Source organism: Bacillus cereus group sp. BfR-BA-01453, from assembly GCF_022662915.1.
Classification (GTDB): domain Bacteria; phylum Bacillota; class Bacilli; order Bacillales; family Bacillaceae_G; genus Bacillus_A; species Bacillus_A paranthracis.
Window position 1 is genome coordinate 437,683 of record NZ_JAKUEN010000002.1, and the last position, 24,426, is coordinate 462,108.

Here is a 24,426-nt window from a genome sequence, read left to right on the forward strand (position 1 = left end):
AAATGACAAAAAAACCTTATAAAGTAATGGCTCTATCAGCACTTATGGCAGTATTTGCAGCAGGAAACATGATGCCAGCTCATACGTATGCAGCTGAAAGTACAGTGAAACAAGCTCCAGTTCATGCGGTAGCAAAAGCTTATAATGACTATGAGGAATACTCATTAGGACCAGAAGGCCTAAAAGATGCAATGGAAAGAACAGGTTCAAACGCTTTAGTAATGGATCTGTACGCTTTAACAATTATTAAACAAGGTAATGTTAACTTTGGAAATGTATCGTCTGTTGATGCTGCTTTAAAAGGAAAAGTGATTCAGCACCAGGATACAGCTAGAGGAAATGCGAAGCAATGGTTAGATGTATTGAAGCCACAGCTTATTTCAACAAATCAAAATATCATTAATTACAATACGAAATTCCAAAACTATTATGATACTTTAGTTGCTGCGGTTGATGCAAAAGATAAAGCGACGCTTACGAAAGGATTAACTAGATTATCAAGTAGTATTAATGAAAATAAAGCGCAAGTAGATCAGTTAGTAGAAGACTTAAAGAAATTCCGAAATAAAATGACGTCGGATACGCAAAACTTTAAGGGTGATGCAAATCAAATTACATCTATTTTAGCTAGTCAAGACGCTGGAATTCCGCTATTGCAAAATCAAATTACAACGTACAATGAAGCAATTAGTAAATATAATGCAATTATTATCGGTTCATCAGTTGCGACAGCTCTAGGGCCAATTGCAATTATCGGTGGTGCAGTAGTTATTGCTACAGGTGCAGGAACGCCGTTAGGAGTGGCGTTAATTGCAGGTGGTACAGCAGCTGTAGGCGGTGGTACAGCTGGAATCGTATTAGCAAAAAAGGAGCTTGATAATGCACAAGCTGAAATTCAAAAAATAACAGGACAAGTTACAACTGCTCAATTAGAGGTAGCAGGATTAACAAACATTAAAACACAAACAGAGTATTTAACAAATACAATTGATACTGCAATTACAGCGTTGCAAAACATTTCAAACCAATGGTACACAATGGGGTCAAAATACAATTCTTTACTTCAAAATGTAGATTCAATTAGTCCGAATGACCTTGTTTTCATTAAAGAAGATTTAAACATTGCGAAAGATAGCTGGAAAAACATTAAAGACTATGCAGAAAAAATTTATGCTGAAGATATTAAAGTAGTAGATACGAAAAAAGCATAATCGAATACGAATCGTTAGGGCGTTAAGTGTTGATGAATGATTTGAAGCTCCTGTTCAGTTGTGAGCAGGAGCTTTTGATATCCTTATAAAGAAAACAGGTGAAAAGTATGCAGAAACGATTTTATAAAAAATGTCTTTTAACGTTAATGATTGCTGGGGTGGCAACGAGTAATGCATTTCCTTTACATCCTTTTGCAGCAGAACAAAATGTAAAGGTGCTACAAGAAAATGTGAAAAACTATTCTCTTGGACCAGCTGGATTCCAAGATGTAATGGCACAAACGACATCAAGCATGTTTGCAATGGATTCATATGCAAAATTAATTCAAAATCAACAAGAGACGGATTTGAGTAAAATAAGTTCGATTAATAGTGAGTTTAAAGGAAATATGATTCAGCACCAACGAGATGCAAAAATTAACGCGGCGTATTGGTTAGATCATATGAAGCCGCAAATTATGAAAACGGATCAAAATATTATTAATTACAATAATACTTTTCAAGGGTATTATAATAGCATGCTAACTGCGATTGATCAAAAAGATAGCGTAAAGTTAAAAGCGGATTTAGAAAAATTGTATGCGGATATTGTAAAGAATCAAAATGAGGTAGATGTATTATTAGGAGATTTGAAAGCCTTTCGCGATAGAATGGCGAAAGATACAAATAGTTTCAAAGAGGATACAAATCAGTTAACAGCGATATTGGCAAGTACGAATGCGGGTATTCCAGCTCTAGAGCAACAAATAAATACATATAACGATTCGATTAAAAAGAGTAATGATATGGTTATTGCTGGTGGCGTACTTTGCGTAGCTCTAATAACATGTCTTGCTGGCGGACCGATGATTGCGGTTGCGAAAAAAGATATCGCAAATGCAGAACGAGAAATCGCTAATTTAAAAGATAGAATTTCTGGAGCGCAAGCAGAAGTCGCAATTTTGACAGATGTAAAAAATAAAACAACAAATATGACTGAAACGATTGATGCAGCAATTACAGCACTGCAAAACATATCAAATCAATGGTATACAGTAGGGGCAAAATATAATAACTTATTACAAAACGTAAAAGGAATTACTCCTGAAGAGTTTACGTTTATAAAAGAAGATTTACATACAGCAAAAGATAGCTGGAAAGACGTAAAAGATTATACAGAAAAATTACATGAAGGCGTGGCAAAATAACCAGTGGACTAGTTCCGCTGGTTATTTTTTATCACGTTTTTTGTAAGAGTTGAACTTGTAATTTTATATATAAGTTTTCATGTGTTTTATCAATGTGGCTTTAGGGCAATGTTTAGCTAAATTGATACTAATAACATAAATAAATTTCTGATCAAGTCTTTTATATTTAATGTTTTAATGAAAAAAGCTATACTATAAGCAAAACTAAAAATTGGAAAGGAAATACTAGAACATGGAAAATTATCTATTATTTATCCTTACAGCAATGTTAATCATAATGATGCCTGGTCCTGGTTTTGCACTAGTTACAAAAAATACTATCTCGCATGGTAAAAGTGGTGGGATAAAGACAGTTTTAGGAACGATATCTGGAATGATGATTCATACAATAATGGCTACGTTAGGACTCTCTGCTATTCTAATGAAATTTGCTATGTTATTTACATTTATAAAATGTGCTGGGGCTTTTTATTTAATTTACTTAGCTGTAAAGTCAATTAAAAGTGCCTTACATAAAAAAGAAGATATGTCAGGTCCAATAGAAATGGACTCTAAGAATATTGGGGCAATTAAAAGCTTTAGACAAGGATTTACTACGGCAATTTTAAATCCAAAAACTGCTGTGTTCTTCCTTAGTTTTTTACCTCAATTTATTGTAAGTAATCAAAATCATTTCCTCCAATTTCTTTTATTAGGAGTCACATTTACGACTTTGACCGCAATATGGTATTTGCTTTATATCTCGCTAATACGTCAATTAAGAACTTTTTTAAGAAAAGAACGAGTGAACCGTATAATGGAGGGCATTACGGGCGCAGTATTATTAGTATTTGGGGTTAGATTATTTTTCCAAAAATAAATATGTATATGAAAAGAGAAATAATCAATAGTGGTTATTTCTCTTATTTATTCTAATACTATTTCACACTTACATACTAATTTGAGTTTTAAAAATGAGTTTCTCAATAATCCGACCTGTTTGCTTAATAAAAAGATTCTACATTATGGGAGACAAGTCGTCCGTAAACGCCCAATTTGTGAGGGATGATAATCAGTAGGGGAGGGACAAACTCCCCATTGATTAAATTTCATTGTATATACTAAGCGGAGTAGAAGTTCAGGTATATAAAATTCAGTAGTCGAAATTTCTTGCATAAAGCTGTATAATGCTTGTAACGAAAAGGAAATACAGGAAAGGATATGTAGCGAGTTACTATGGATAAAGATAAACAACAATTAAGTGTAGAAGTTGCAAGATTATATTATCAATCAGATTATAGTCAGCAAGAAATTGCTAACAAATTAAATATTTCAAGACCGACGATTTCCAGGTTATTAAAGTACGCGAAAGAAAAAGGATTTGTTCAAATTAGTATAGCCGATCCATTCGCTGATTTAGATAATGTCGGTAATTTACTGAAAGAAAAATATAACTTGTTAGAAGCCCATGTTGTATTTTCCCCAGTGCCAGAATATGCAACGATTACAGAGTATATAAGTAAATATGCAGCTGAGTATATGGAAAAGACGGTTAAAAACGGTGATATCGTTGGTGTAAGCTGGGGAATGACGATGTATGAAATCGCTAGAAAAATCGTACCACAACATGTAAAAGGTGTAGAAGTTGTCCAGCTAAAAGGTGGTATTAGTCATTCTAGTGTAAATACATATGCAAATGAAACCATTGCATTATTTGCAGATGCTTTTCAAACGACGCCAAGAAATCTACCTCTTCCAGTTATATTTGATAATGCAGTGACAAAAGAATTAGTAGAGCAGGATCGACATATTCATCACATTATCGAAATGGGGAAACAAGCGAATATTGCAATTTTCACTGTAGGAACAGTGCGAGACGAAGCGCTATTATTCCGATTAGGTTATTTCGATAAGGATGAAACGAGTTTACTCAAAAAACAATCGGTCGGTGACATTTGTTCACGTTTCTTTGATGGAGACGGAAATATTAGTAGTGAAGAAATTAATAAGCGGACCATTGGAATTGAGTTAGAGGAACTGAAATTAAAGAAACGTTCTATTTTAGTTGCTGGTGGTAATAGAAAAATAAAAGCAATTGATGGTGCGTTACGTGGCGGATATGCAAATGTATTAATTATCGATCAGCATACAGCAAAAGAATTGTTACACTATCAAAAAGAAGATTAGAAATAAAAGGCTTTCTCAAGATATTCATTTTGAGAAAGCCTTTTATTTTGTTATGTATGAATTATGGGGTGCTTTTTGAATACAAATTGCAGTTTTTAAAATAATTATGGATATTGAGATACATACTACCACTGTTAATATAAAAGTTTTAATTATATATATGAATTGTTTCTTAGTTAGAATACGTTTTATTTAGTATAAGAAAATTACTTTTAAAAGAATGAACAAAATTTCAAAAGTGTATTTACATTTGTTCAACTAAGAGTTAGAATGAAGTTGTTAAAAGATATGAGGAGTGAAGATAATGAACATTGCAAAGTTAATTGACCATACAATTTTAAAAGCTAATACTACTAAAGAAGATGTTATGAAAGTAATCGAAGAAGCAAAGGAATATAAATTCGCTTCTGTTTGTATTAATCCTACATGGGTAAAGCTAGCTGCTGAAGAATTAGCTGGACATGATGTAGATGTTTGTACTGTAATCGGTTTCCCATTAGGCGCAAGTACTACTGAAACAAAAGCTTTCGAAACAAAAGATGCTATCGCAAAAGGTGCAACTGAAGTTGATATGGTAATCAACGTAGGCGCTTTAAAAGATGGCGACGACGAACTTGTTGAAAAAGACATTTATGAAGTAGTACAAGCAGCAAAAGGAAAAGCTCTTGTAAAAGTAATCATTGAAACTTGCCTATTAACAGATGAAGAGAAAGTACGCGCTTGTGAATTATCAGTAAAAGCTGGTGCTGATTTCGTAAAAACTTCAACTGGATTCTCAACTGGCGGAGCAACTGCTGAAGATATCGCATTAATGCGTAAAACAGTTGGACCAAACGTTGGTGTAAAAGCATCTGGTGGCGTTCGTACACGTGAAGATGCAGAAAAAATGGTAGCTGCTGGAGCTTCTCGCGTTGGAGCAAGTGCTAGTGTTGCAATCGTATTAAATGATGCAAAAGGTGCTACAGATAACTACTAATCATTAATGATGTCAAAAGCAATAGATACACAAAGTAAAGTGTATCTATTGCTTTAACAATTGAAAAAGATGTAAGCGGATACGAATGGGAGGAGACGGCTTATGAAATACTTAATCGGTGTTTTTGGCCTCGTATTGATTTTAGGTATCGCTTGGCTTGCTAGTAATGATAGAAAGAAAGTCAAATATCGCCCAATCATAACGATGGTTATATTACAATTCATTTTGGGGTTTCTATTATTAAATACAAGTGTCGGGAATATATTAATTAGCGGAATAGCAGATGGTTTTGGAGAGCTGTTAAAATATGCCGCTGACGGTGTGAATTTCGTATTTGGGGGATTAGTAAATCAAAAAGAGTTTTCATTCTTTTTAGGTGTATTAATGCCAATTGTATTTATTTCAGCTTTAATCGGTATTTTGCAACACATTAAAGTATTACCTATTATTGTGAAATCTATCGGTCTAGCATTAAGTAAAGTAAATGGAATGGGGAAACTAGAATCATATAACGCTGTTGCTTCTGCAATTTTAGGACAATCTGAAGTGTTTATTTCAGTTAAGAAACAACTAGGATTATTGCCAGAGAAAAGAATGTATACATTATGTGCATCTGCAATGTCTACCGTTTCAATGTCTATTGTTGGATCGTATATGGTGTTATTAAAACCGCAATATGTTGTAACCGCTTTAGTGCTTAACTTATTCGGTGGCTTTATTATCGCTTCTATCATTAACCCTTATGAAGTTACTGAAGAAGAAGATATGTTAGAAGTACAAGAGGAAGAGAAGAAGACTTTCTTTGAAGTATTAGGAGAATACATTATAGACGGATTTAAAGTTGCGATTACAGTAGCAGCTATGTTAATTGGTTTCGTTGCTCTTATCGCATTCATTAATGCCGTATTTAAAGGTGTAATCGGTATTTCATTCCAAGAGATTCTTGGTTATGTATTTGCGCCATTTGCATTTATTATGGGTGTACCTTGGCATGAAGCTGTTAATGCCGGAAATATTATGGCAACAAAATTAGTATCAAATGAATTTGTCGCTATGACAGATTTAGCACAAGGGAACTTTAATTTCTCAGATAGAACGACAGCGATTATATCTGTATTCTTAGTTTCATTTGCAAACTTCTCTTCAATTGGAATTATTGCAGGAGCAGTTAAGAGCTTAAATGAAAAACAAGGGAATGTAGTCGCAAGATTTGGTTTGAAATTACTTTTCGGTGCAACATTAGTAAGTTTCTTATCAGCAACAATCGTAGGATTATTATTTTAATAGATTTATATCATATAAAAAGGAATGGTGATTGTAATGAGAATGGTAGATATTATTGCAAAAAAACGTGACGGCAAAGAATTAACGACTGAAGAAATCAAGTTCTTTATTAATGGATATACAGACGGAAGTATTCCTGATTATCAAGTGAGTGCACTTGCAATGGCAATCTTCTTTAAAGATATGACAGATCGCGAACGTGCAGATTTAACGATGGCGATGGTTGAGTCTGGAGAAACGATCGACTTATCAGCAATTGAAGGAATTAAAGTAGATAAACATTCAACTGGCGGTGTTGGTGATACAACAACATTAGTATTAGGACCATTAGTAGCTGCTTTAGATGTACCAGTAGCAAAAATGTCTGGTCGTGGTTTAGGACATACAGGCGGAACAATTGATAAATTAGAAGCGGTAGAAGGATTCCACGTTGAAATTACGAAAGAGCAGTTCATTGATATTGTAAACCGTGACAAAGTAGCTGTTATTGGACAAACAGGAAACTTAACACCTGCAGATAAAAAGATTTATGCATTACGCGACGTAACAGGAACAGTAAACTCAATTCCTTTAATCGCAAGTTCAATTATGAGTAAAAAAATTGCAGCTGGTGCAGATGCAATCGTACTTGATGTAAAAACAGGTGCTGGCGCATTCATGAAAACAGAAGAAGATGCAAAAGAATTAGCACATGCAATGGTACGTATCGGAAATAATGTAGGACGTCAAACTATGGCTGTTATTTCAGATATGTCACAACCGCTTGGATTTGCGATTGGTAACGCTCTAGAAGTGAAAGAAGCGATCGATACGTTAAAAGGTGAAGGTCCAGAAGATTTAACAGAATTAGTACTTGTATTAGGAAGTCAAATGGTCGTACTTGCGAAAAAAGCAAATACATTAGAAGAAGCTCGTGAAATGCTAATTGAGGTTATGAAAAACGGAAAAGCAACTGAGAAGTTTAAAGAGTTCTTAAGCAATCAAGGTGGAGATAGCTCGATTGTAGACAATCCAGAAAAAATGCCACAAGCGAAATATGTAATTGATGTACCTGCTAAAACTTCAGGTGTTATTTCTAACATTGTTGCTGATGAAATCGGTATCGCAGCTATGCTACTTGGTGCTGGTCGTGCAACGAAAGAAGATGAAATCGATTTAGCGGTAGGATTAATGTTACGTAAAAAGGTTGGCGATGCAGTAAAAGAAGGCGAGCCATTCGTAACGATTTATGCAAATCGCGAAAATGTAGAAGATGTAAAAGCAAAAATTTACGAAAACATTTCTATCGCTGAAACAGCAGTGGCTCCTAAATTAGTTCATACGGTTATTACTGACTAATCATAATTACACTTACTTTGAGGGGGAAATAATATGGATAAGAAAAAATATATTGAAGAAGCAAATAAGATGTTAGCAAAAGCATATATTCCGTATTCAAAATTTCCTGTTGGTGCAGCGTTAGTTACGAAAGAAGGTAAAATCTATACTGGTTGTAATATAGAAAATGCCTCTTACGGTTTATGTAACTGTGCAGAAAGAACAGCGATCTTTAAAGCTGTATCAGAGGGTGAGCGCGACTTTAGTTACTTAGTTATTACAGGAGAAACGGACGGACCGATTTCACCGTGTGGTGCTTGTAGACAAGTAATTGCTGAATTCTGTGAACCGAAAATGCCTGTATTATTAACGAATGTAAAAGGCGATGAAAAAGAAGTGACTGTTGAGCAGTTACTGCCAGGTGCTTTTACAAATGACGATTTAAAATAAGTTGAAAGCCATTTTGCAATTAGTAATTGCGGAATGGCTTTTTGTTTGAAAAAAAGAATGTAATATTTTGTTCATATTCCGTTCATAAACTTTGCGTAAAATGATTGCAGCGAATATGGAAAGTTTACAACAGGAGGAATAAAATGAAGAAATTATATAATGCAGCATTCAGCTACTTAATTATCGGTTTATTATCAGGAGTTTTTGCAAGAGAGTACTCGAAAGCACAAGGAATTAAAGGATCCACAATGTTGCAATTGGTGCATACACATGTGTTAGTACTTGGTTTCGTCTTCTTTTTAATTGCTTTGGGTCTATTTAAAGTATTTCATGTACAAGAAACAAAGAGCTTTTGTGCATGGTTTGTAGTTTATAATGTCGGATTAATTTTTACTATTGCTACAATGCTATGGAGAGGTCTTCTACAAGTAAATGGAACTGACTTTAACGGTTTAAGCCATATGGCTGGATTAGGTCACGTTATTATAAGTATCGGGCTCGTTTGGTTTATGATTTTACTCAAAAAATCTGTTAAATAGATAGGAGTGGAAAGTATGATAGCACTTTTATCAAGTATTGTAGCAGTCTGTATGGCTGTTGGTGTCATGTTTCTTCGCTTTAAAGCAGCGAAAAAACCGGTAACGAAAAAGAAAATTATATTGCCCCCATTTTTTATGAGTACTGGTGCTATGATGTACTTCTTACCAGCGTTTCGGTTAACGTCATTAGAAATAGTAGAAGCAATTACTGTAGGACTTATTTTCTCTATATTCCTTATTAAAACAACGAAGTTTGAAATAAGAAATGAACAAATATATATGAAACCGTCAAAAGCATTTATATTTATTTTAGTTGGATTATTAGCAGTGCGAGTAGTAATGAAATCGTATTTAAGTCAATCGATTGACTTAGCAGAGTTAAGTGGAATGTTTTTCTTACTCGCATTTGCGATGATTGTGTCGTGGAGAATTGCGATGTATCGTTCGTATGCTAAATTAGAAAAAACAATAAAAAGAGCTGGAATTTCTATATAGGAAATCCAGCTCTTTTTATGTTTTATTGAAATTCTTTTGCGCGGAACTCATTTGCTTAATTTTAAACGTATTTGAGCATCTTGTAATGCAGCTGGTGTAACGTTAAGGCCATTTTGATCAACAATTTTTGTGTTTAATAAAATGGAATCTAAGCTTCCACGAAATGTTTGTGTATAGTTTTGACGCAACATTTGTTGTTCTTGTTTTTCATCAACTGTTAATCCAGTTGCTTTTTCTTTTTTTGATAATTCGTTAATACGGAATAAAATGTTTTTCATTTGTTTCACCTCTAGTTTGATTTAATTATATTAGCTACTTACTAATGTATAGTTATCATAACGTGTAATTTTAATTATGTCAACACCATCAAAAAAGGTTAAAAATTGACGAAAAATTGTAACAATAATAAAATGAATTGATTAGATAATTATTTTTTAATCATACATAGAACGCTAGGGGGATTATTATGAAATCAACATTTTTTGCTCAAAATAGAGAACGATTAGTAAACACATTACCAGATGAATCAATTACAATTTTATTTGCTGGACAAGCACCTCATATGTCAGCGGATGCACATTATAAGTTTGTGCCGAATCGGAATTTTTATTATGTAACAGGAGTCGATGAACCAAATGCTATTTTTATGCTGAAAAAGTTTGGGAATAGTGTAGAAGAGACACTTTTCATTGAAAAATCAGATCCAGTAATGGAAAAATGGGTTGGGAAAACAGTTTCTAGCGAAGAGGCAGAGAAAATTTCAGGTATAAAGAAAGTTGTATCTTTAGATAGCTTTGAAAAGACGATGTCAAATATATTTTTTACAGAAAATGTGAAGCATCTATTTTTAGATTTAGAGCGTCGTGAGTGGAATGGTACAGAGACAAAAACATTAGCGTTTGCTAAACATGTAAGAGAACAATACCCCCACGTAACAATTGGTAATGTATATCCAAATATTTGTGAATTACGAGTGTTTAAAACAGAAGAAGAAATTGAAATTATGAAAGAAGCGATTGCTATAACGAAAGACGGTATTTACAATGTACTTAAGCATGCAAAAGCAAACATGATGGAATATGAATTAGAAGCCCAGTTTGATTTCACACTGAAATCTTCTGGTATTAAACATCATGCATTCAATACAATTTTGGCAAGTGGGAAAAATGCTACAGTTCTTCATTATGAAGATAATGATGCACAAATTCAAAATGGTGATTTAGTATTACTAGATTTAGGAGCTCAAAAAGACTACTATAACGCTGATATTAGTTATACATTCCCGGCAAATGGAACATTCTCTAGTCGCCAAAAACAAATTTATAATATTGTATTAAAAGCATTAAAAGAAACAACAGAGATTATTAAGCCAGGCTTAAAGTTCGCTGCATTAAATGAGCATGCTAAAAAAGTACTTGCAGAAGGGTGTAAAGCGGTTGGTTTAATTCAAGAAGATGAAGAGTTATCAAAATATTATTATCATGGTGTCAGCCATTTCCTTGGTTTAGATACGCATGATGTAGGGACATACAAAGATAGAGTATTAGAAGAAGGCATGGTTATTACAATTGAACCTGGTCTTTATATTGAAGAAGAATCGATTGGAATTCGTATTGAAGATGATATTCTTGTAACGAAAGACGGATACGAAAACTTGTCAAAAGATATCCTTAGAGAAGTTGAAGAGATTGAAGCGTTTATGAGAGAAAATAATGTACATGTAAAAAAAGATGAAGTTGTTACGAAATAATGATTGGGAAAGACGCTCAAGTTTGAGCGTCTTTTTATTTTGTTCATTTGAAACGGCGATATTTCCTCGAAAAGCATCTTCAATTTATAAAGTCAATTATATTCCAAATGTCAATGTATATGTTGATCATGCCCGGATGAAGATGGGGGAGTATGATCTGGGAATGTCACGAATACGACAACGATAATTACCACACTAATTGAAAGTAATAACAAAAAACGCCGTTGAATAAAAGTAGAAAAGGTTTCTGATAAAATTTGAAATATACATGACATAGTTATCGTTATAGTAAGTAAAAGACTAATGAACAGTATACTATGAGCTTGTTGAGCGTTTAGCATTTCTGTAATCATTGCTCCCATCATACTTGCCATTAATCCAGAGAACATTCCTTCTAAAGCAGTGTACAGATGAAAACGTAGACCGGTAAAAAAGCCGATAAATCCACTAATTAAAATAGCAAGCAAAGTAGAATATAGCAATTCTCCTTTAAATAGAATACCTAAATAAAAACCTATACTTAAACCGATACTCATACTAAAAGACATAATAAATACCATATACTCCATTAGGGTACCACTACGTTTCGAAATATATGATGTAATAATAATTGAGATACAGCAAAGCATTAAGGCAGTTAATGTATAAGCAAACATCATGATACCTCCCTGTCCTATCATTCACTTCATCATATGTTCATATAGAGAGTACTTATGCTTATTTATATCTGCATATTATCTGCACAATTTCATAAATGAAAGCAAGGTGGCGTTTGATTTTTTTACGTCTTTTTTTACGGGTGAACATGTGAAAGAAAGTGTTATATAATGAGTTTCTATTGTGAAGCAATAAAGAATAAGCGTATAATATTATAGTTATCCCATTACTCGGGACAACCCGCGAATGATAAATAAGATTGTTGTTTTATCATCGCTTCTAAATAGATAGACAATGAAAGTAACAGTGGAATACAGATAGGGAGTTATAAAATGAAATTAATTATTGCCGAGAAACCAGATCAAGGTTTGGCTCTTGTTTCACAGTTTAAATATCGCCGGAAAGATGGATATTTAGAAGTAGAAGCGAATGAGTTATTTCCAAATGGAGCGTACTGTACATGGGCAATTGGTCATTTGACGCAGTTATGTAATCCAGAACATTATCACGCAGAGTGGAAAAAATGGTCACTTGATACGTTACCGATGATTCCAGAGCGTTTTCAATTTGAAGTAACAAAGTCAAAGTATAAGCAGTTTAACATTGTGAAACAGCTGTTACATAATCCACAGGTAACAGAAATTATTCATGCGGGCGATGCTGGGCGTGAAGGGGAATTAATTGTACGAAACATTATTAATCTTTGTAACGTACAAAAGCCGATGAAGCGTCTTTGGATTTCCTCTTTAACGAAGCAAGCTATTTACCAAGGATTTAAAAATTTGCTTGACGAATCAGATACAATCAATACGTACTATGAGGCGTATACAAGGTCATGTGCGGATTGGGTTGTTGGTATGAATGCATCGCGTGTGTTTAGTATTTTGTTAAAGAAAAAAGGAATGAATGATGTATTTTCAGCTGGTCGTGTACAAACACCGACACTCGCGTTAATCGTAAAGCGTGAAAAGGAAATAGAAAACTTTAAGTCAGAGCCGTTCTGGGAAGTGTTCGCAACCTTTAATATAGAAGGAAAGAAGTATGAGGGGAAATGGGAGAAGGATAGTGAATCCCGCTTAAAAGACCCTGATATGGCGAATAAAATTGCAGCATTTTGCCAAGGTAAACCGGCAGTAGTGAAGGAAATGAAAACGGAGCGTAAAGAATTTCAGCCGCCGCTTTTATTTAACTTATCATCACTACAAGCAACGGCAAATAAAGCCTTTAAGTTTTCACCGAAAAAGACGCTTGATATAACCCAAGCACTATATCAAAAAGGGATTGTTTCTTATCCTCGTTCGGATTCCAACTATGTTACCCAAGGAGAGGCAGCGACGTTCCCTGATATTTTACAGAAGTTAAGTCAGTTTGATGAATATAAAGATTTATTACCAGCTCCGGTTGAATCGATTATGAACAATAAGCGTTATGTGAATGAAAAGAAAGTAACAGATCACTATGCCATTATTCCGACAGAGCAAGTTACAAATCCAAGTAGATTATCAGGTGATGAAAAGAAAATTTACGATATGATTGTAAGAAGGCTTATTGCCGCTCATTATGAAGTTGCAATCTTTGATTATACAACGATTGTAACGCTTGTAGATGAACGTGCTGAATTTATTTCAAAAGGAAAACAGCAAATTCAAGAAGGATGGCGTAAAGTTATTTTCCAAGATGATAAAGATGACGAAACAATTCTTCCAATTGTCGCAGAAGGTGAACAAGGGAAAGTTGTAAAGGTGAAAGTGAAAGAGGGAAAAACACAACCACCGAAGCGTTATACAGAAGGACAACTTATTACGTTAATGAAAACAGCTGGTAAGTATTTAGAGAATGAAGAGCTTGAGAAAGTATTAAAGAAAACAGAAGGTTTAGGTACAGAAGCGACCCGTGCAGGTATTATTACGATGCTAAAAGATCGTAAATATATAGATGTGAAGAAGAACCAAGTGTATGCGACCGATAAAGGGAAAGTATTAATTACCGCAATCGGTGACAAAATACTAGCTTCACCAGAAATGACAGCGAAATGGGAGCAGCGTCTTGCAGAAATTGGTGAAGGCACGGCTTCACCAGCTACATTTATGGAACAAACGAAAAAGTTATCAGCTAAAATTATTGAAGATGCAGTGGAAATGTCGGAGAAGTGGGATTTCACTGGATTACATGTTGAATCGATTGAACGAAAAGGATCGAAATTTACAACAGGTAAAAAGGTTGGTAGCTGTAAAAAATGTGATGGCGACGTGATTGATAAGTCAACGTTTTACGGTTGTTCTAACTACAATACAACGCAATGTGATTTTACTATCTCGAAGAAGATTTTAAGTAAAACAATTTCGCAAAAGAATATGACAAAACTCTTAAAAGGTGAAAAGACCGATTTAATTAAAGGTTTTAAAAAGGGCGAGAAAACATTTGATGCGAAGTTAGAGTGGAAAGATAATAAGATTAATTTTGTGTTTGAGAATTAGGTAGTTCCAACAAATAAAAAAATATGATAATTAAACTGTATCCTATAGAATAGACACTTAAAAAAGTCTATTCTATAGGATATTTTTTTGAATAAGTAGTACTATTTATTTTTTATTAAAAATAAAATATACAATAAAAAAATCTTTATAATTGATAATTATTTATTGTAAAACAATAAATTTTGTATTAAAATCAATATCGTGATAAATCAGTGAGGTGCTTTTTATAGAAAGGTAACAACACTGTTTTTTATTAGAGGAGGTAAAACTATGAACGATCACAATTTGATTATTGAAAATATGGATAACCCTCATGAGTTGGAGAGAATGTATAGAAAAGACCCGAAAGCTTTTAGAAAGTCATTCTCACAAGCGTGGGATGAAAATCTTGATTCGCAGGTTCTAGCTGCTTGGTATGAAAGATTACATTTCAAGGAGACGGCAAAAAAAGAAAAAGTATCGCTGTTTCAAAAAGGTTTCTTATTCATGGGCATGCTAGCTATTTTAGCAGGGCTAAGCACTAGAATCATTTTCCACTTTGTAGAGCAGGAAGCAATTGCTCCAATTAACCTAGCTTTTGGTGTAATTCCCTTTATCGCTGCTTATTTTGTTTACAATAATACTCCGAAAAAAAGTATTATTTATTTCCTTGCAGCGTTGTTCCTAATTGCCGGGTTGTATCTTAATATGTTGCCATTAAATTATAAAGACAGCAGTATCCTTGCGTATTTACATCTTCCTATATTGTTATGGGTCTTATTGGGACTTGCGTTTACAGGAAATGAATATTCAAAAGGTAGTACAAGATTAGCTTATATTAAATTTAATTTAGAATATGGTCTTCTCTACGCGAGCATGGCAGTGAGTGGAATGATACTAGCAGTATTCACCATGCGATTATTTAGCTTTGTTGACTTGGATATAGGAGAGTTCTATTTTAGTAATGTTGTTTTATTTGGAGCTGCCGCTCTCGCTGTAGTGGCTGCATACTTAGTATCATTGAATCTTAAACTTGCTAAAAATATTACACCATACATATCTAAAATTTTTAGTCCACTTGTCTTGATTACATTGTTTATCTATCTAATAACGGTAATTTGGGTCGGGAAAAATCCATTCTTGGATCGCAATTTTTTAATGGCCTTTAACGGAATACTCCTTGGTGTATTGGCGGTTACTATATTTTCTATCGTTGAGAGTGATTCAGATGAGAAAAAGAACATTTCAGACTATATAAATTTTGCCTTAATTGTTCTGGCGCTTATTATTGACACTGTCGCTTTATCAGCCATTGTATTTAGACTTTCTTCTTACGGGATTACACCTAATAGACTTGCTGTTTTAGGGGTAAACATACTGATCTGGGCAAATTTAATTTGGATTATGTTTTCCTATATGCGTTTCTTGCAAAACAAATCAGGACCGACAGCTATCCAAGATGCCGTTACGAAGTATTTGCCAATTTACGGACTTTGGGCAGCTTTCGTTATATTTACGTTTCCTATCATTTTTAATTAGAAAGGTCTTGTTAACGTAACGACAAAATTGTTAAAAGAAGATGATAGATGTCATCTTCTTTTAACTGTATAGAAAAACATATTGAAATTATTTTGATGTAAAATATAATGAATTTAGATAATTAAATAAAAACTTCTTATTAAGAGAGGTGGAGGGACTGGCCCTTCGAAGCCTCAGCAACCTAATGTTAAATAAAGGTGCTAAATCCTGTAGGATCTAAAAGTCCCAATAGATAAGAATGCGGTTATAAGTAAACCTTCTTCTTATTTTGAAGAAGGTTTTTTCTCATTTAAATAGAGGTTTTGAAAGGTGGTGAGGAAGAATTAAAGAAAATATACAAGAGGAAAATGGAGGACGCAGTGAATAATGGAATTGAGGATTTAAAAGAGAATAGCACAAATATTTGGAGCAATAAAGTTTTTTCGTATTTTTTCTTAGCAAGTTGCATTTCTTTGATAGGCAATTCAATGGTTACCCTCGTTTTACCGTTATGGGTAATGAAATTAACGAATTCTCCAATACTTGTTTCTGGGGTAAACATTGCAATAGCGACGACAGCGATTCTGTTTGCACCTGTAACAGGAACGTTAGCAGATCGAATGTCGAGAAGAAAGCTTATGATAGTTGCGGATGTTATGAGATGTATCGTCATGATTTTAATTGCAGTTATAGCATTTTATAATAAAATGCTATACATTCCGTTACTAATTTTACTTATCATACGTTCAATTGGGAGTGCTTTATTTACTCCAGCTTCAAATGCAGCGTTAGTAACATATGTGGAAGAAAAGCATGTTCAACAGGCGATTACGCTGAGGCAAATATCAATACAAATCATATCGGTCGCCATCCCTTTAATGGCTAGCTTTTTAATTAGTATTTTTAATTTTCATGGAGTATTTTTGTTAGATGCAATTACATTTTTTATATCATTTTTAATTTTAATGAAAATTAAATTTCCACGTGAATTAAAAGTAGAAAAGAAAAAGCCTTTTTACGAAGACTTTAAAGAGGGTTTCTCCATATTTAATAGTAATCAATCATTGAAAACATTGTTTATGAGCGCTGCGCTTATTAATTTACTTGGAGCGGCGTGTATGCTTTCGCTACAAGTAATAGTTGTTAGAGAAATGGATCTTTCTACGCGATGGTATAGTATAGTTTTTGCGGCATCACCGATAGGGATTTTAATAGGAGCATTTATTACGAAAAAGATTCGTACATATAAAACGATTACGACAGCTTTTATATGTACTGCTATTATGGGAATTTTTAATGCGGCAATGGGTACGACGTTAAATCCGATATTATTTTCAGTTTATTATTTCCTGTCAGGAATTGCATTTGGAGTAAGTAATGTATATTTTGGAGTGTTGTATAGAAAGTTAATTCCAAATGAAGTGCAAGGAAGATTTTTCGGTTTCTTAAATTCGTTATTACTAGTATCAACTCCGATAGGAATTGCAATAACGGGATATTCCCTAGAGTCAATTTCCGCGTCTATTATATTTATTATTATTGGTATTATTACGTTTGTAGTTTCGGTTATTTCATTTGTATTGATACATAAGAAATAAGTGTTGTATGAAATTTTTCAAAAATAAAAAACGTCCTATTACGGGACGTTTTTTATTATGCGTATTGTCGTTTTTTCTTAATAAGTAACAACACTTGTGAAACACAAGCAAGTACTGGTAGCTCAATTAACGGTCCAATAACGAGTGCAAGTGCAATAAGAGGCTCATTTGGAAAAGCTGTTACAGCAATAGCGAGTGCAACAGGTGAGTTTCTTGCTAACGTTGTTAAGTTTAGACTTACTGTATCTTTATAAGATAAACGCATAACGCGCCCGATAAATTGTCCTAGTACAAAGTTAATGATGAAGAACAATAGAACAGGAATGAGTAATAATAAAACGACATTCATATTTTGTAGTAAATATTTACCTTGTGATGCAAACATCGCTACGATTGCTAAACTTAAAAATACAATTTGGGCAGAGCTGAAAAACGGAATGAGTGTATTCTCGAGCGTTTCAGCTTTTTTCAGTTTATTCATAATGAATTTTGTAGCGTGTGCAAGTAAAAATGGTAAGACGATTACGATAACAATACTTTCTACTAAAACAGAAACCGCTACAGTCTTCATAACACCAGCGAATAAAAATAAATAAATGGGAAGTAGTAGTACTTGCAAAATTAAATTTACTGGTAAAATCGCTGTAGAAAGTGCTACATTACCTTTTGCTATTTCAGTAAAGATTAAGTACCAATCTGTACATGGAGTAACCATTAGCATTATAAATCCAACCCAAAGTGCTGGGTGATCTGAAAGAAATAGTGATCCTAATCCCCAAGCGAGTAAAGGTGTCCATAAGAAGTTAATAGTAAGACTTGTTCCCGCAAATTTTAAATTGCGAAATCCGTTTTTTATTTCTTTTAATGGGATGCTGAGGAATAATCCATATAGCATGAAAAATAAGAAGGGAACAATAAATTTGTCTGAATACATATGTATGAAATTAAATTGTCCAAGTATGATGCCGCATGTAACAGCCAAAAGAATAATAAAAGTTTGAATCTTTTCTATAGTGCTCATGAATAAATCCTTTCTAAATATGAATTTTCCTCTCTAAATTTATTATACAAGTAATAAAGTCGTATTTGGTGTTCAATTGTATTTTAGTAAATATTTTTAATTTGAGATTTGTTTTTTTATTAAAAGTTACTTGACTAAAGTAAGTGGCTATATTACAATCACTTACATAAGGTAATTAAATAACAAAAAGTTTTTTTATCTTTACTTAAGGTATCAATTGGAACTTTTTATTAGAATAAGAATTTTTATGATGTTGAATAATGAATATGATAAGAAAGTTTAGGTGAAGAAAATGGGATTATTTAGCTCGTTATTTGGTAAAAAAGAAGAAAATACAAAAGTAGAGGGGAATAAAACAATGTCAAAAGTATTATTTGTAAAAGCAAACGATCGTCCAGCGGAGCAAGCAGTTAGTTCAAAAATGTATGAAACATTTGTAAGTACTTATAAAGAAGCAAATCCGAATACAGAAATTACAGAGTTAGATTTATTTGCATTAAATCTTCCTTATTACGGAAATATTGCTATTTCAGGTGGATACAAACGTAGCCAAGGTATGGAGTTAACAGCTGAAGAAGAGAAGGCGGTTGCTACAGTAGATCAATATTTAAATCAATTTTTAGAAGCTGATAAAGTTGTATTTGCGTTCCCATTATGGAACTTTACAGTACCAGCACCATTAATCACATATATTTCATACTTATCTCAAGCTGGAAAAACGTTTAAATATACAGCTAATGGCCCGGAAGGTTTAGCTGGTGGTAAGAAAGTAGTTGTGTTAGGTGCTCGTGGTTCAGATTACTCTTCAGAACAAATGGCTCCTATGGAAATGGCAGTTAATTACGTAACAACTGTACTTGGATTCTGGGGAATTACAAATCCAGAGACTGTTGTAATTGAAGGGCACAACCAATATCCAGATCGCTCACAACAAATTGTTGAAGAAGGTTTAGAGAACGTTAAAAAAGTAGCGGCGAAATTTTAATTGATAATAAATGTAAAAAACCAACATGGATGACCATGTTGGTTTTTTAGTCTATATTTCATGTTAAAAAATGTATATTTATAAAATAAAAGAAAAGTTTGAAAATAGTATTGCAAAATATTATATAGCAAACTATAATGAGTTCAAGAATAGTTGATACTTAAATTAAATATTCAGAAAATTCAATTAGTTAAAATTGGAAAATGAGATAAGGAAATTTGAATGGGGGTTATATTATGGCGAATAAAGTACCGTTTTCGTTCATAGTTGTTATTGGATTAATGTTATTTGCACTATTTTTTGGAGCAGGAAATTTAATTTTTCCGGCAATGCTTGGTCAATCGGCAGGAGAAAATGTATGGATTGCAAACGCTGGATTTTTAGTAACAGGTGTAGGTTTACCATTACTAGGTGTACTAGCATTTGGTTTTTCGGGTAAAGATGATTTACAGTCATTAGCAAGTCGGGCTCACCCAGTGTTCGGGATTGTGTTTACAACAGTTTTATACTTAGCAATCGGTCCGTTATTTGCAATACCAAGAACAGGAAATGTTTCTTATGAAATTGGTCTTAAGCCGTTTATGCCAGAGGGAGTAGGTTCTACACCTTTAATTCTTTTCACAATTGTATTTTTTAGCATCACTTGTTTTTTTTCGCTAAATCCCGCGAAAATTGTCGATATTGTTGGAAAAATCTTAACACCAATTAAGTTAACTTTTATCGGTATATTAGTAATCGTTGCTTTTATACATCCGATTGGAGATATGCAAGCACCAGTGGAAGCTTATACATCACATGCATTCTTTAAAGGATTCCAAGAAGGATACTTAACAATGGACACACTTGCATCATTCGTATTTGGAATCATCATCATTAATGCAATTAAAGAAAAAGGTGCGAAAACGAAAACACAGATTATGATCGTTTGTGCAAAAGCGACAATCATTGCAGCATCTATTTTAGCAATTATCTATACAGCCCTTTCTTATATGGGTGCTTCAAGTGTTGCAAAGCTTGGACATTTAGAGAATGGTGGAGAAGTGTTAGCGAAAGTTTCTAACTACTATTTCGGATCATATGGTGGAGTATTATTAGGATTAATGATTACAGTAGCTTGTTTAACAACTAGTGTGGGACTTGTATCAGCATGTTCTTCATTCTTCCATAAGTTATTCCCAAATGTTCCTTACAAAGCAATTGCAATCACGCTATGTGTATTTAGTGCAATTGTTGCAAATGTAGGATTAACACAATTAATTGCAGTTTCTGTTCCAGTATTAACAGCAATTTATCCACTAGCAATCGTATTGATTTTCTTAACATTCTTCCATTCATTATTCAAAGGAAGAGCTGAAGTTTATCAAGTGAGCTTAACTGTAACATTTATTATCAGCTTATTCGATGGATTAAGTGCAGCTGGAGTTAACGTTGAAGTAGTAACCCAAGTGTTCACTAAATTCCTTCCGATGCAGGAAGTGGGATTAGGCTGGATCTTCCCAGCGATTATCGGTGGATTTATCGGATATGGCATTAGCGTTTTAAAAGTAAAAAATCAAATTCAACCAGCAGCTAGTGCGAATAAGAAAATAGGTTAAATAAAAAAGTTATAGAACTTGTTTCTATAGCTTTTTTTGTTACTATTGATAATGAAAGAAAATAAAGTAGTAGGGGAAATAAAATGAAAAAAACAATTGATCATATCGGCATCGCAGTTCGAGATATAGATAGTACGATACGTTTTTATGAAAAAGTGTTGTCAGGAACTTTAATAGATCGTTACGTAAGTGAAGCGCCTGGTGTTGAAAGCGAAGTAGCCATTCTTGAAGTGGAGGGAGATAGAATTGAATTGCTTGCGCCGACGAATAATACGACGTCGCCAATTGCCAGATTCATCAAACAAAAAGGTAAAGGTGTACATCATGTTGCATATCGAGTAGATGATTTAGATGTAGCTTTAGAAGAGTTAAAGGAGCAAGGCATTCGAACGTTAGAGCATACACTTCGAATTAATAAACACGGCAGAAGATTAATTTATCTTAACCCAGCGGATACAGAAGGAACAATCATAGAGTATTGTGATTATCCGGAAGAGAAATAGAAGAAGGATATTTTTAAGAAGGTGTTACGTAATAACGTAATACCTTTTTTATTTATGCATTTCACACTTTCTTCACAAATGATTCACGATAACTTTTCCTCTTCAGGAACTTACATAAATATATTTTATGATATAATAACAATCGACTTTAAAAATGTAAGTTGTATCTATGAAGGTAGTTACTATTGTATTGGAAGTTTAGAGGTGAGAGAGAAATAAATAGTTATACTGTATAGAAGATTATATTTAATCAGATTAATATTTCGTCCGAGAATCCAACTCGGGAAGTAAAAATAATGAAAATATAGCGATGAGGAAGAAAGAAGTGAAATGAGTGTGAAAGTAATGAAAAGGTTAGGGACATTGTTATTCATTGTATGTGTGCTTATCATATTGATACCGAAAAGTGCATCTGCTCATGCATACGTTGTGAAATCAAACCCTACTGAAAATGAAACATTGAAGAAAGCACCGTCTGTTGTGAAAATCGAGTTCGATGAGGACATACAAATCTCAAGTTTTAATACATTGTACGTGAGAGATACATCAGGTAAAAGGGTCGATTTAAAAGATGCTTATATTGATAAAAAAAATAAAAAGCTATTAGAAGCTGGATTGAAAGAGAATCTTAAAAATGGTCTCTACTCTATTCAGTGGAAAGTGATTTCAGCTGATGGACATCCAATTCAAGGAGTTATCCCATTCCGTATTGGATTAGCGGAAGCTGGAGCAGATGATATACAAGTAGAAGAGATGGGATATGTTCCGCAAATTGATATGATCATGGAACGTGGAATTTTATATATAAGTTTCTCACTATTTATAGGAGTGCTATTCTTTAATCTTATTATGTATAAAGGGAATGCAACCTCGGTTCGATCAAGGAGTAAGAACATAATATGGATTTCCTTATTAGGGATATTTATTAGCTTGTTATTCAATCTACCACTGCAAGCGAAAATAAATGCTGATGTTTCATGGCTAGAAGCATTCAATCCTTTACTATTAAAAGAAACGTTACAGCTTTCTGTTTTTAGTTATGTATGGATTACTCAAATGGCTCTAATTAGTTCGCTTATAATCGTTACGTATTTTGCGATGAGGCGTGAGAAGCTATCGTCTTTTAAAGTATGGAGTATTCCAATAGTGTTGTTTATTGGGATACTTGTTATGAAAGCATGTAATAGTCACGCATATGGTTTAAAGTTTAAAGACATTGCTGTTGTTATGGATTTTTTACATTTATTCGCAGCTTCATTATGGATTGGTAGTTTATCGTCCATTATTCTTCTGTTACGTAAAGAGGATAACAAATGGAATATGTATTGGGATATGATTAAGCGTTTTTCACCGTGGGCAACATGTGCTGTCATTGTGATTTTCATAACAGGTCTTTTTAACAGTACATTTTTTATTCCAACAATCCACTCGTTATTTGATACGAAGTATGGATTAGCTTTACTAGCAAAGGTACTTTTATTCATTTTCATGGGGATATTGGGAATTATTCATTATGTGAAAGGGAGAATGAGAGAGGAGCAAGGATTAGGTGCTACGGTGAAAGTAGAGTTTATCATTGGAATTATCATTTTCGTAATCGTAGCTTTTATGACAAACGTACAAACACCACCGATGCCTCCTACTGGACCTTTTACAGAGAGTAAACAATTAGATAATGGATATGAAATGACGCTAAATGTAAGTCCTAATAGAGTAGGACAAAATATATTCCATATTACTTTAAAGGATGAGAACGGACAACCTGTTACTGATATGGAACAAATCATATTAACGACTCAATCGTTAGATATGAATATGGGAAAAGGATCATTTAAAGTTTCGGCAGTTTCACCGGGAGAATATGAAGCAGAAGGTATGTATATTAACATGACAGGCAACTGGAATATACAAGTACATGGATTAACGAAATCGCTTGATAGCTTCGATACGGATTATAAATTTATTGTAGGTGGCAGATAAAGTGAAACTTTAAGCAGCCCTCATCAATTGGGTTGCCCGGCGAATAGCGGGATAAAGAGTAGGTATAGATAAAAAGGAGCTAATTGAAAATGAAACGCATAAAAAAATTAGGAACAACAATGATCGCAACAGTAATTGGAATGGGAATTTTTTCGTTACCTGTTAGTGCGCACGTCACTGTGAAGCCAGCAACTTCTGACATCGGCTCTTGGGAGACTTACACGATAAAAGTACCAGTTGAAAAGAATGTAGCAACAACAAAAGTTACACTGAAAATACCGTCTGGTGTGGAATTCCAACAGTATGAACCAGTGCCAGGGTGGAAAATAGAAGAGCAAAAAGATAATGCCGGAAAAGTGAAGACTGTAGTATGGGAAGCAACAGGAGAAGGGGTTTTACCTGGCCAATTCCAGCGGTTTACTTTCGTCGCTAAAAATCCGGATAAAGAACAAAAAATAGCTTGGGATGCATATCAACAATATAAAGACGGAGAAATTGTTGAATGGACAGGCGATGAGAAAGCTGAAAAACCGCATTCCCTTACTACAATTGCAAAAGGTACGTCATTAACAGGAGAACATGGTGAAGTGTCTAATTTAGGAAAGAATGAAGGTACTAGTAATATGCAATTGATAGCGATTGTTTTATCTATTTTGGCAATTGTATCTTCGATAGGTACGTGTGTTTTTGTAGTACGACGTAAAAAATAAGATATAAGAAAGAGCCTACAAACGGTAG

The 24,426-nt window shown here is 33.7% G+C and carries 22 protein-coding genes and 1 riboswitch; of the genes, 19 read left to right on the plus strand and 3 right to left on the minus strand.

From position 1 onward, the window contains the following. Positions 1-2: 2 nt before the first annotated feature. The 10 genes from nheB (at position 3) to MR070_RS07005 (ending at position 9,625) form a co-directional block, all read left to right on the plus strand. The gene (gene nheB / locus MR070_RS06960; RefSeq protein WP_000162993.1) at positions 3-1,211 is read left to right on the plus strand and encodes a non-hemolytic enterotoxin NHE subunit B; all 1,209 of its coding nucleotides are present in this window, start codon (positions 3-5) and stop codon (positions 1,209-1,211) included. A gap of 107 nt (positions 1,212-1,318) precedes the next feature. Continuing rightward, positions 1,319-2,398: a non-hemolytic enterotoxin NHE subunit C gene (nheC, locus tag MR070_RS06965; RefSeq protein WP_001172005.1), complete on the plus strand. Its 1,080-nt coding sequence runs from the start codon at positions 1,319-1,321 to the stop codon at positions 2,396-2,398. A 232-nt stretch (positions 2,399-2,630) separates the two neighbouring features. Then, positions 2,631-3,257, plus strand: coding sequence for a LysE family translocator (locus MR070_RS06970; protein ID WP_000433004.1), 627 nt, complete (start codon positions 2,631-2,633; stop codon positions 3,255-3,257). 356 nt (positions 3,258-3,613) lie between these two features. Then, positions 3,614-4,564 (plus strand): sugar-binding transcriptional regulator, encoded by a 951-nt coding sequence (locus tag MR070_RS06975; RefSeq protein ID WP_000356563.1) that lies wholly within the window; start codon positions 3,614-3,616, stop codon positions 4,562-4,564. A gap of 304 nt (positions 4,565-4,868) precedes the next feature. After that, the gene (gene deoC / locus MR070_RS06980; protein ID WP_001017443.1) at positions 4,869-5,540 is read left to right on the plus strand and encodes a deoxyribose-phosphate aldolase; all 672 of its coding nucleotides are present in this window, start codon (positions 4,869-4,871) and stop codon (positions 5,538-5,540) included. A gap of 102 nt (positions 5,541-5,642) precedes the next feature. Further along, positions 5,643-6,824 (plus strand): NupC/NupG family nucleoside CNT transporter, encoded by a 1,182-nt coding sequence (locus MR070_RS06985; RefSeq protein WP_074562356.1) that lies wholly within the window; start codon positions 5,643-5,645, stop codon positions 6,822-6,824. Between the two features lie 36 nt (positions 6,825-6,860). Beyond that, the gene (locus MR070_RS06990) at positions 6,861-8,162 is read left to right on the plus strand and encodes a pyrimidine-nucleoside phosphorylase (RefSeq protein ID WP_001983022.1); all 1,302 of its coding nucleotides are present in this window, start codon (positions 6,861-6,863) and stop codon (positions 8,160-8,162) included. Positions 8,163-8,195: 33 nt separating this feature from the next. Further along, complete coding sequence (locus tag MR070_RS06995) at positions 8,196-8,591, plus strand: cytidine deaminase (RefSeq protein WP_098667600.1); 396 nt, start codon at positions 8,196-8,198, stop codon at positions 8,589-8,591. A gap of 143 nt (positions 8,592-8,734) precedes the next feature. Then, positions 8,735-9,130, plus strand: a complete 396-nt coding sequence (locus tag MR070_RS07000) for a DUF2871 domain-containing protein (protein ID WP_097851898.1) — start codon at positions 8,735-8,737, stop codon at positions 9,128-9,130. A gap of 15 nt (positions 9,131-9,145) precedes the next feature. Then, positions 9,146-9,625 carry a CcdC family protein gene (locus tag MR070_RS07005; RefSeq protein ID WP_071724322.1) on the plus strand — a complete coding sequence of 160 codons (480 nt, stop codon included), beginning with the start codon at positions 9,146-9,148 and terminating at the stop codon, positions 9,623-9,625. Between the two features lie 47 nt (positions 9,626-9,672). Here MR070_RS07005 and MR070_RS07010 read toward each other — a convergent pair whose 3' ends face one another. After that, positions 9,673-9,903 carry a DUF896 domain-containing protein gene (locus MR070_RS07010; protein ID WP_000789783.1) on the minus strand — a complete coding sequence of 77 codons (231 nt, stop codon included), beginning with the start codon at positions 9,901-9,903 and terminating at the stop codon, positions 9,673-9,675. Positions 9,904-10,091: 188 nt separating this feature from the next. On the opposite strand from MR070_RS07010, the gene MR070_RS07015 reads away from it, so the two are divergent. Then, complete coding sequence (locus MR070_RS07015) at positions 10,092-11,375, plus strand: aminopeptidase P family protein (RefSeq protein WP_242260909.1); 1,284 nt, start codon at positions 10,092-10,094, stop codon at positions 11,373-11,375. A gap of 110 nt (positions 11,376-11,485) precedes the next feature. On the opposite strand, the gene MR070_RS07020 is transcribed toward MR070_RS07015, so the two are convergent. Further along, positions 11,486-12,031, minus strand: a complete 546-nt coding sequence (locus tag MR070_RS07020; RefSeq protein WP_000458507.1) for a hypothetical protein — start codon at positions 12,029-12,031, stop codon at positions 11,486-11,488. 333 nt (positions 12,032-12,364) lie between these two features. Here MR070_RS07020 and topB point away from each other — a divergent pair, with 333 nt between their 5' ends. From topB to MR070_RS07035, 3 genes are all read left to right on the plus strand, one after another. Beyond that, on the plus strand, positions 12,365-14,509 hold the full coding sequence (topB, locus tag MR070_RS07025) for a DNA topoisomerase III (protein ID WP_242260911.1): 2,145 nt from the start codon (positions 12,365-12,367) through the stop codon (positions 14,507-14,509). A 270-nt stretch (positions 14,510-14,779) separates the two neighbouring features. Then, the gene (locus tag MR070_RS07030; protein ID WP_242260913.1) at positions 14,780-16,027 is read left to right on the plus strand and encodes a DUF4153 domain-containing protein; all 1,248 of its coding nucleotides are present in this window, start codon (positions 14,780-14,782) and stop codon (positions 16,025-16,027) included. 133 nt (positions 16,028-16,160) lie between these two features. Continuing rightward, positions 16,161-16,266, plus strand: a riboswitch (SAM riboswitch). A 108-nt stretch (positions 16,267-16,374) separates the two neighbouring features. Beyond that, entirely contained in the window at positions 16,375-17,604 is a 1,230-nt protein-coding gene (locus tag MR070_RS07035) for an MFS transporter (protein ID WP_242260915.1), read from the plus strand. Positions 17,605-17,659: 55 nt separating this feature from the next. Here the strand turns inward: MR070_RS07035 and MR070_RS07040 are convergent, their stop codons facing one another. Beyond that, positions 17,660-18,625, minus strand: coding sequence for an arsenic resistance protein (locus MR070_RS07040; RefSeq protein WP_242260916.1), 966 nt, complete (start codon positions 18,623-18,625; stop codon positions 17,660-17,662). A gap of 292 nt (positions 18,626-18,917) precedes the next feature. Between MR070_RS07040 and MR070_RS07045 the strand changes: the two genes are divergently transcribed. The 5 genes from MR070_RS07045 (at position 18,918) to MR070_RS07065 (ending at position 24,398) form a co-directional block, all read left to right on the plus strand. Further along, on the plus strand, positions 18,918-19,610 hold the full coding sequence (locus tag MR070_RS07045) for an FMN-dependent NADH-azoreductase (RefSeq protein ID WP_242260918.1): 693 nt from the start codon (positions 18,918-18,920) through the stop codon (positions 19,608-19,610). Between the two features lie 236 nt (positions 19,611-19,846). After that, positions 19,847-21,205 (plus strand): branched-chain amino acid transport system II carrier protein, encoded by a 1,359-nt coding sequence (gene brnQ / locus MR070_RS07050; RefSeq protein ID WP_242260919.1) that lies wholly within the window; start codon positions 19,847-19,849, stop codon positions 21,203-21,205. Between the two features lie 83 nt (positions 21,206-21,288). Continuing rightward, entirely contained in the window at positions 21,289-21,708 is a 420-nt protein-coding gene (locus MR070_RS07055) for a VOC family protein (protein ID WP_000750843.1), read from the plus strand. Between the two features lie 330 nt (positions 21,709-22,038). Continuing rightward, entirely contained in the window at positions 22,039-23,688 is a 1,650-nt protein-coding gene (locus tag MR070_RS07060) for a copper resistance CopC/CopD family protein (RefSeq protein WP_242260921.1), read from the plus strand. Positions 23,689-23,777: 89 nt separating this feature from the next. Further along, positions 23,778-24,398: a YcnI family copper-binding membrane protein gene (locus tag MR070_RS07065; protein ID WP_242260923.1), complete on the plus strand. Its 621-nt coding sequence runs from the start codon at positions 23,778-23,780 to the stop codon at positions 24,396-24,398. The last annotated feature ends 28 nt before the right edge of the window (positions 24,399-24,426 follow it).

What these genes read in the sequence shown, in the direction of transcription:
- nheB (WP_000162993.1), top strand. Translation starts at nt 3, where the DNA reads ATGACAAAAAAACCTTATAAAGTAATGGCTCTATCAGCACTTATGGCA.
- nheC (WP_001172005.1), top strand. Translation starts at nt 1,319, where the DNA reads ATGCAGAAACGATTTTATAAAAAATGTCTTTTAACGTTAATGATTGCT.
- MR070_RS06970 (WP_000433004.1), top strand. Translation starts at nt 2,631, where the DNA reads ATGGAAAATTATCTATTATTTATCCTTACAGCAATGTTAATCATAATG.
- MR070_RS06975 (WP_000356563.1), top strand. Translation starts at nt 3,614, where the DNA reads ATGGATAAAGATAAACAACAATTAAGTGTAGAAGTTGCAAGATTATAT.
- deoC (WP_001017443.1), top strand. Translation starts at nt 4,869, where the DNA reads ATGAACATTGCAAAGTTAATTGACCATACAATTTTAAAAGCTAATACT.
- MR070_RS06985 (WP_074562356.1), top strand. Translation starts at nt 5,643, where the DNA reads ATGAAATACTTAATCGGTGTTTTTGGCCTCGTATTGATTTTAGGTATC.
- MR070_RS06990 (WP_001983022.1), top strand. Translation starts at nt 6,861, where the DNA reads ATGAGAATGGTAGATATTATTGCAAAAAAACGTGACGGCAAAGAATTA.
- MR070_RS06995 (WP_098667600.1), top strand. Translation starts at nt 8,196, where the DNA reads ATGGATAAGAAAAAATATATTGAAGAAGCAAATAAGATGTTAGCAAAA.
- MR070_RS07000 (WP_097851898.1), top strand. Translation starts at nt 8,735, where the DNA reads ATGAAGAAATTATATAATGCAGCATTCAGCTACTTAATTATCGGTTTA.
- MR070_RS07005 (WP_071724322.1), top strand. Translation starts at nt 9,146, where the DNA reads ATGATAGCACTTTTATCAAGTATTGTAGCAGTCTGTATGGCTGTTGGT.
- MR070_RS07010 (WP_000789783.1), bottom strand. Translation starts at nt 9,903, where the DNA reads ATGAAAAACATTTTATTCCGTATTAACGAATTATCAAAAAAAGAAAAA.
- MR070_RS07015 (WP_242260909.1), top strand. Translation starts at nt 10,092, where the DNA reads ATGAAATCAACATTTTTTGCTCAAAATAGAGAACGATTAGTAAACACA.
- MR070_RS07020 (WP_000458507.1), bottom strand. Translation starts at nt 12,031, where the DNA reads ATGTTTGCTTATACATTAACTGCCTTAATGCTTTGCTGTATCTCAATT.
- topB (WP_242260911.1), top strand. Translation starts at nt 12,365, where the DNA reads ATGAAATTAATTATTGCCGAGAAACCAGATCAAGGTTTGGCTCTTGTT.
- MR070_RS07030 (WP_242260913.1), top strand. Translation starts at nt 14,780, where the DNA reads ATGAACGATCACAATTTGATTATTGAAAATATGGATAACCCTCATGAG.
- MR070_RS07035 (WP_242260915.1), top strand. Translation starts at nt 16,375, where the DNA reads ATGGAGGACGCAGTGAATAATGGAATTGAGGATTTAAAAGAGAATAGC.
- MR070_RS07040 (WP_242260916.1), bottom strand. Translation starts at nt 18,625, where the DNA reads ATGAGCACTATAGAAAAGATTCAAACTTTTATTATTCTTTTGGCTGTT.
- MR070_RS07045 (WP_242260918.1), top strand. Translation starts at nt 18,918, where the DNA reads ATGGGATTATTTAGCTCGTTATTTGGTAAAAAAGAAGAAAATACAAAA.
- brnQ (WP_242260919.1), top strand. Translation starts at nt 19,847, where the DNA reads ATGGCGAATAAAGTACCGTTTTCGTTCATAGTTGTTATTGGATTAATG.
- MR070_RS07055 (WP_000750843.1), top strand. Translation starts at nt 21,289, where the DNA reads ATGAAAAAAACAATTGATCATATCGGCATCGCAGTTCGAGATATAGAT.
- MR070_RS07060 (WP_242260921.1), top strand. Translation starts at nt 22,039, where the DNA reads ATGAGTGTGAAAGTAATGAAAAGGTTAGGGACATTGTTATTCATTGTA.
- MR070_RS07065 (WP_242260923.1), top strand. Translation starts at nt 23,778, where the DNA reads ATGAAACGCATAAAAAAATTAGGAACAACAATGATCGCAACAGTAATT.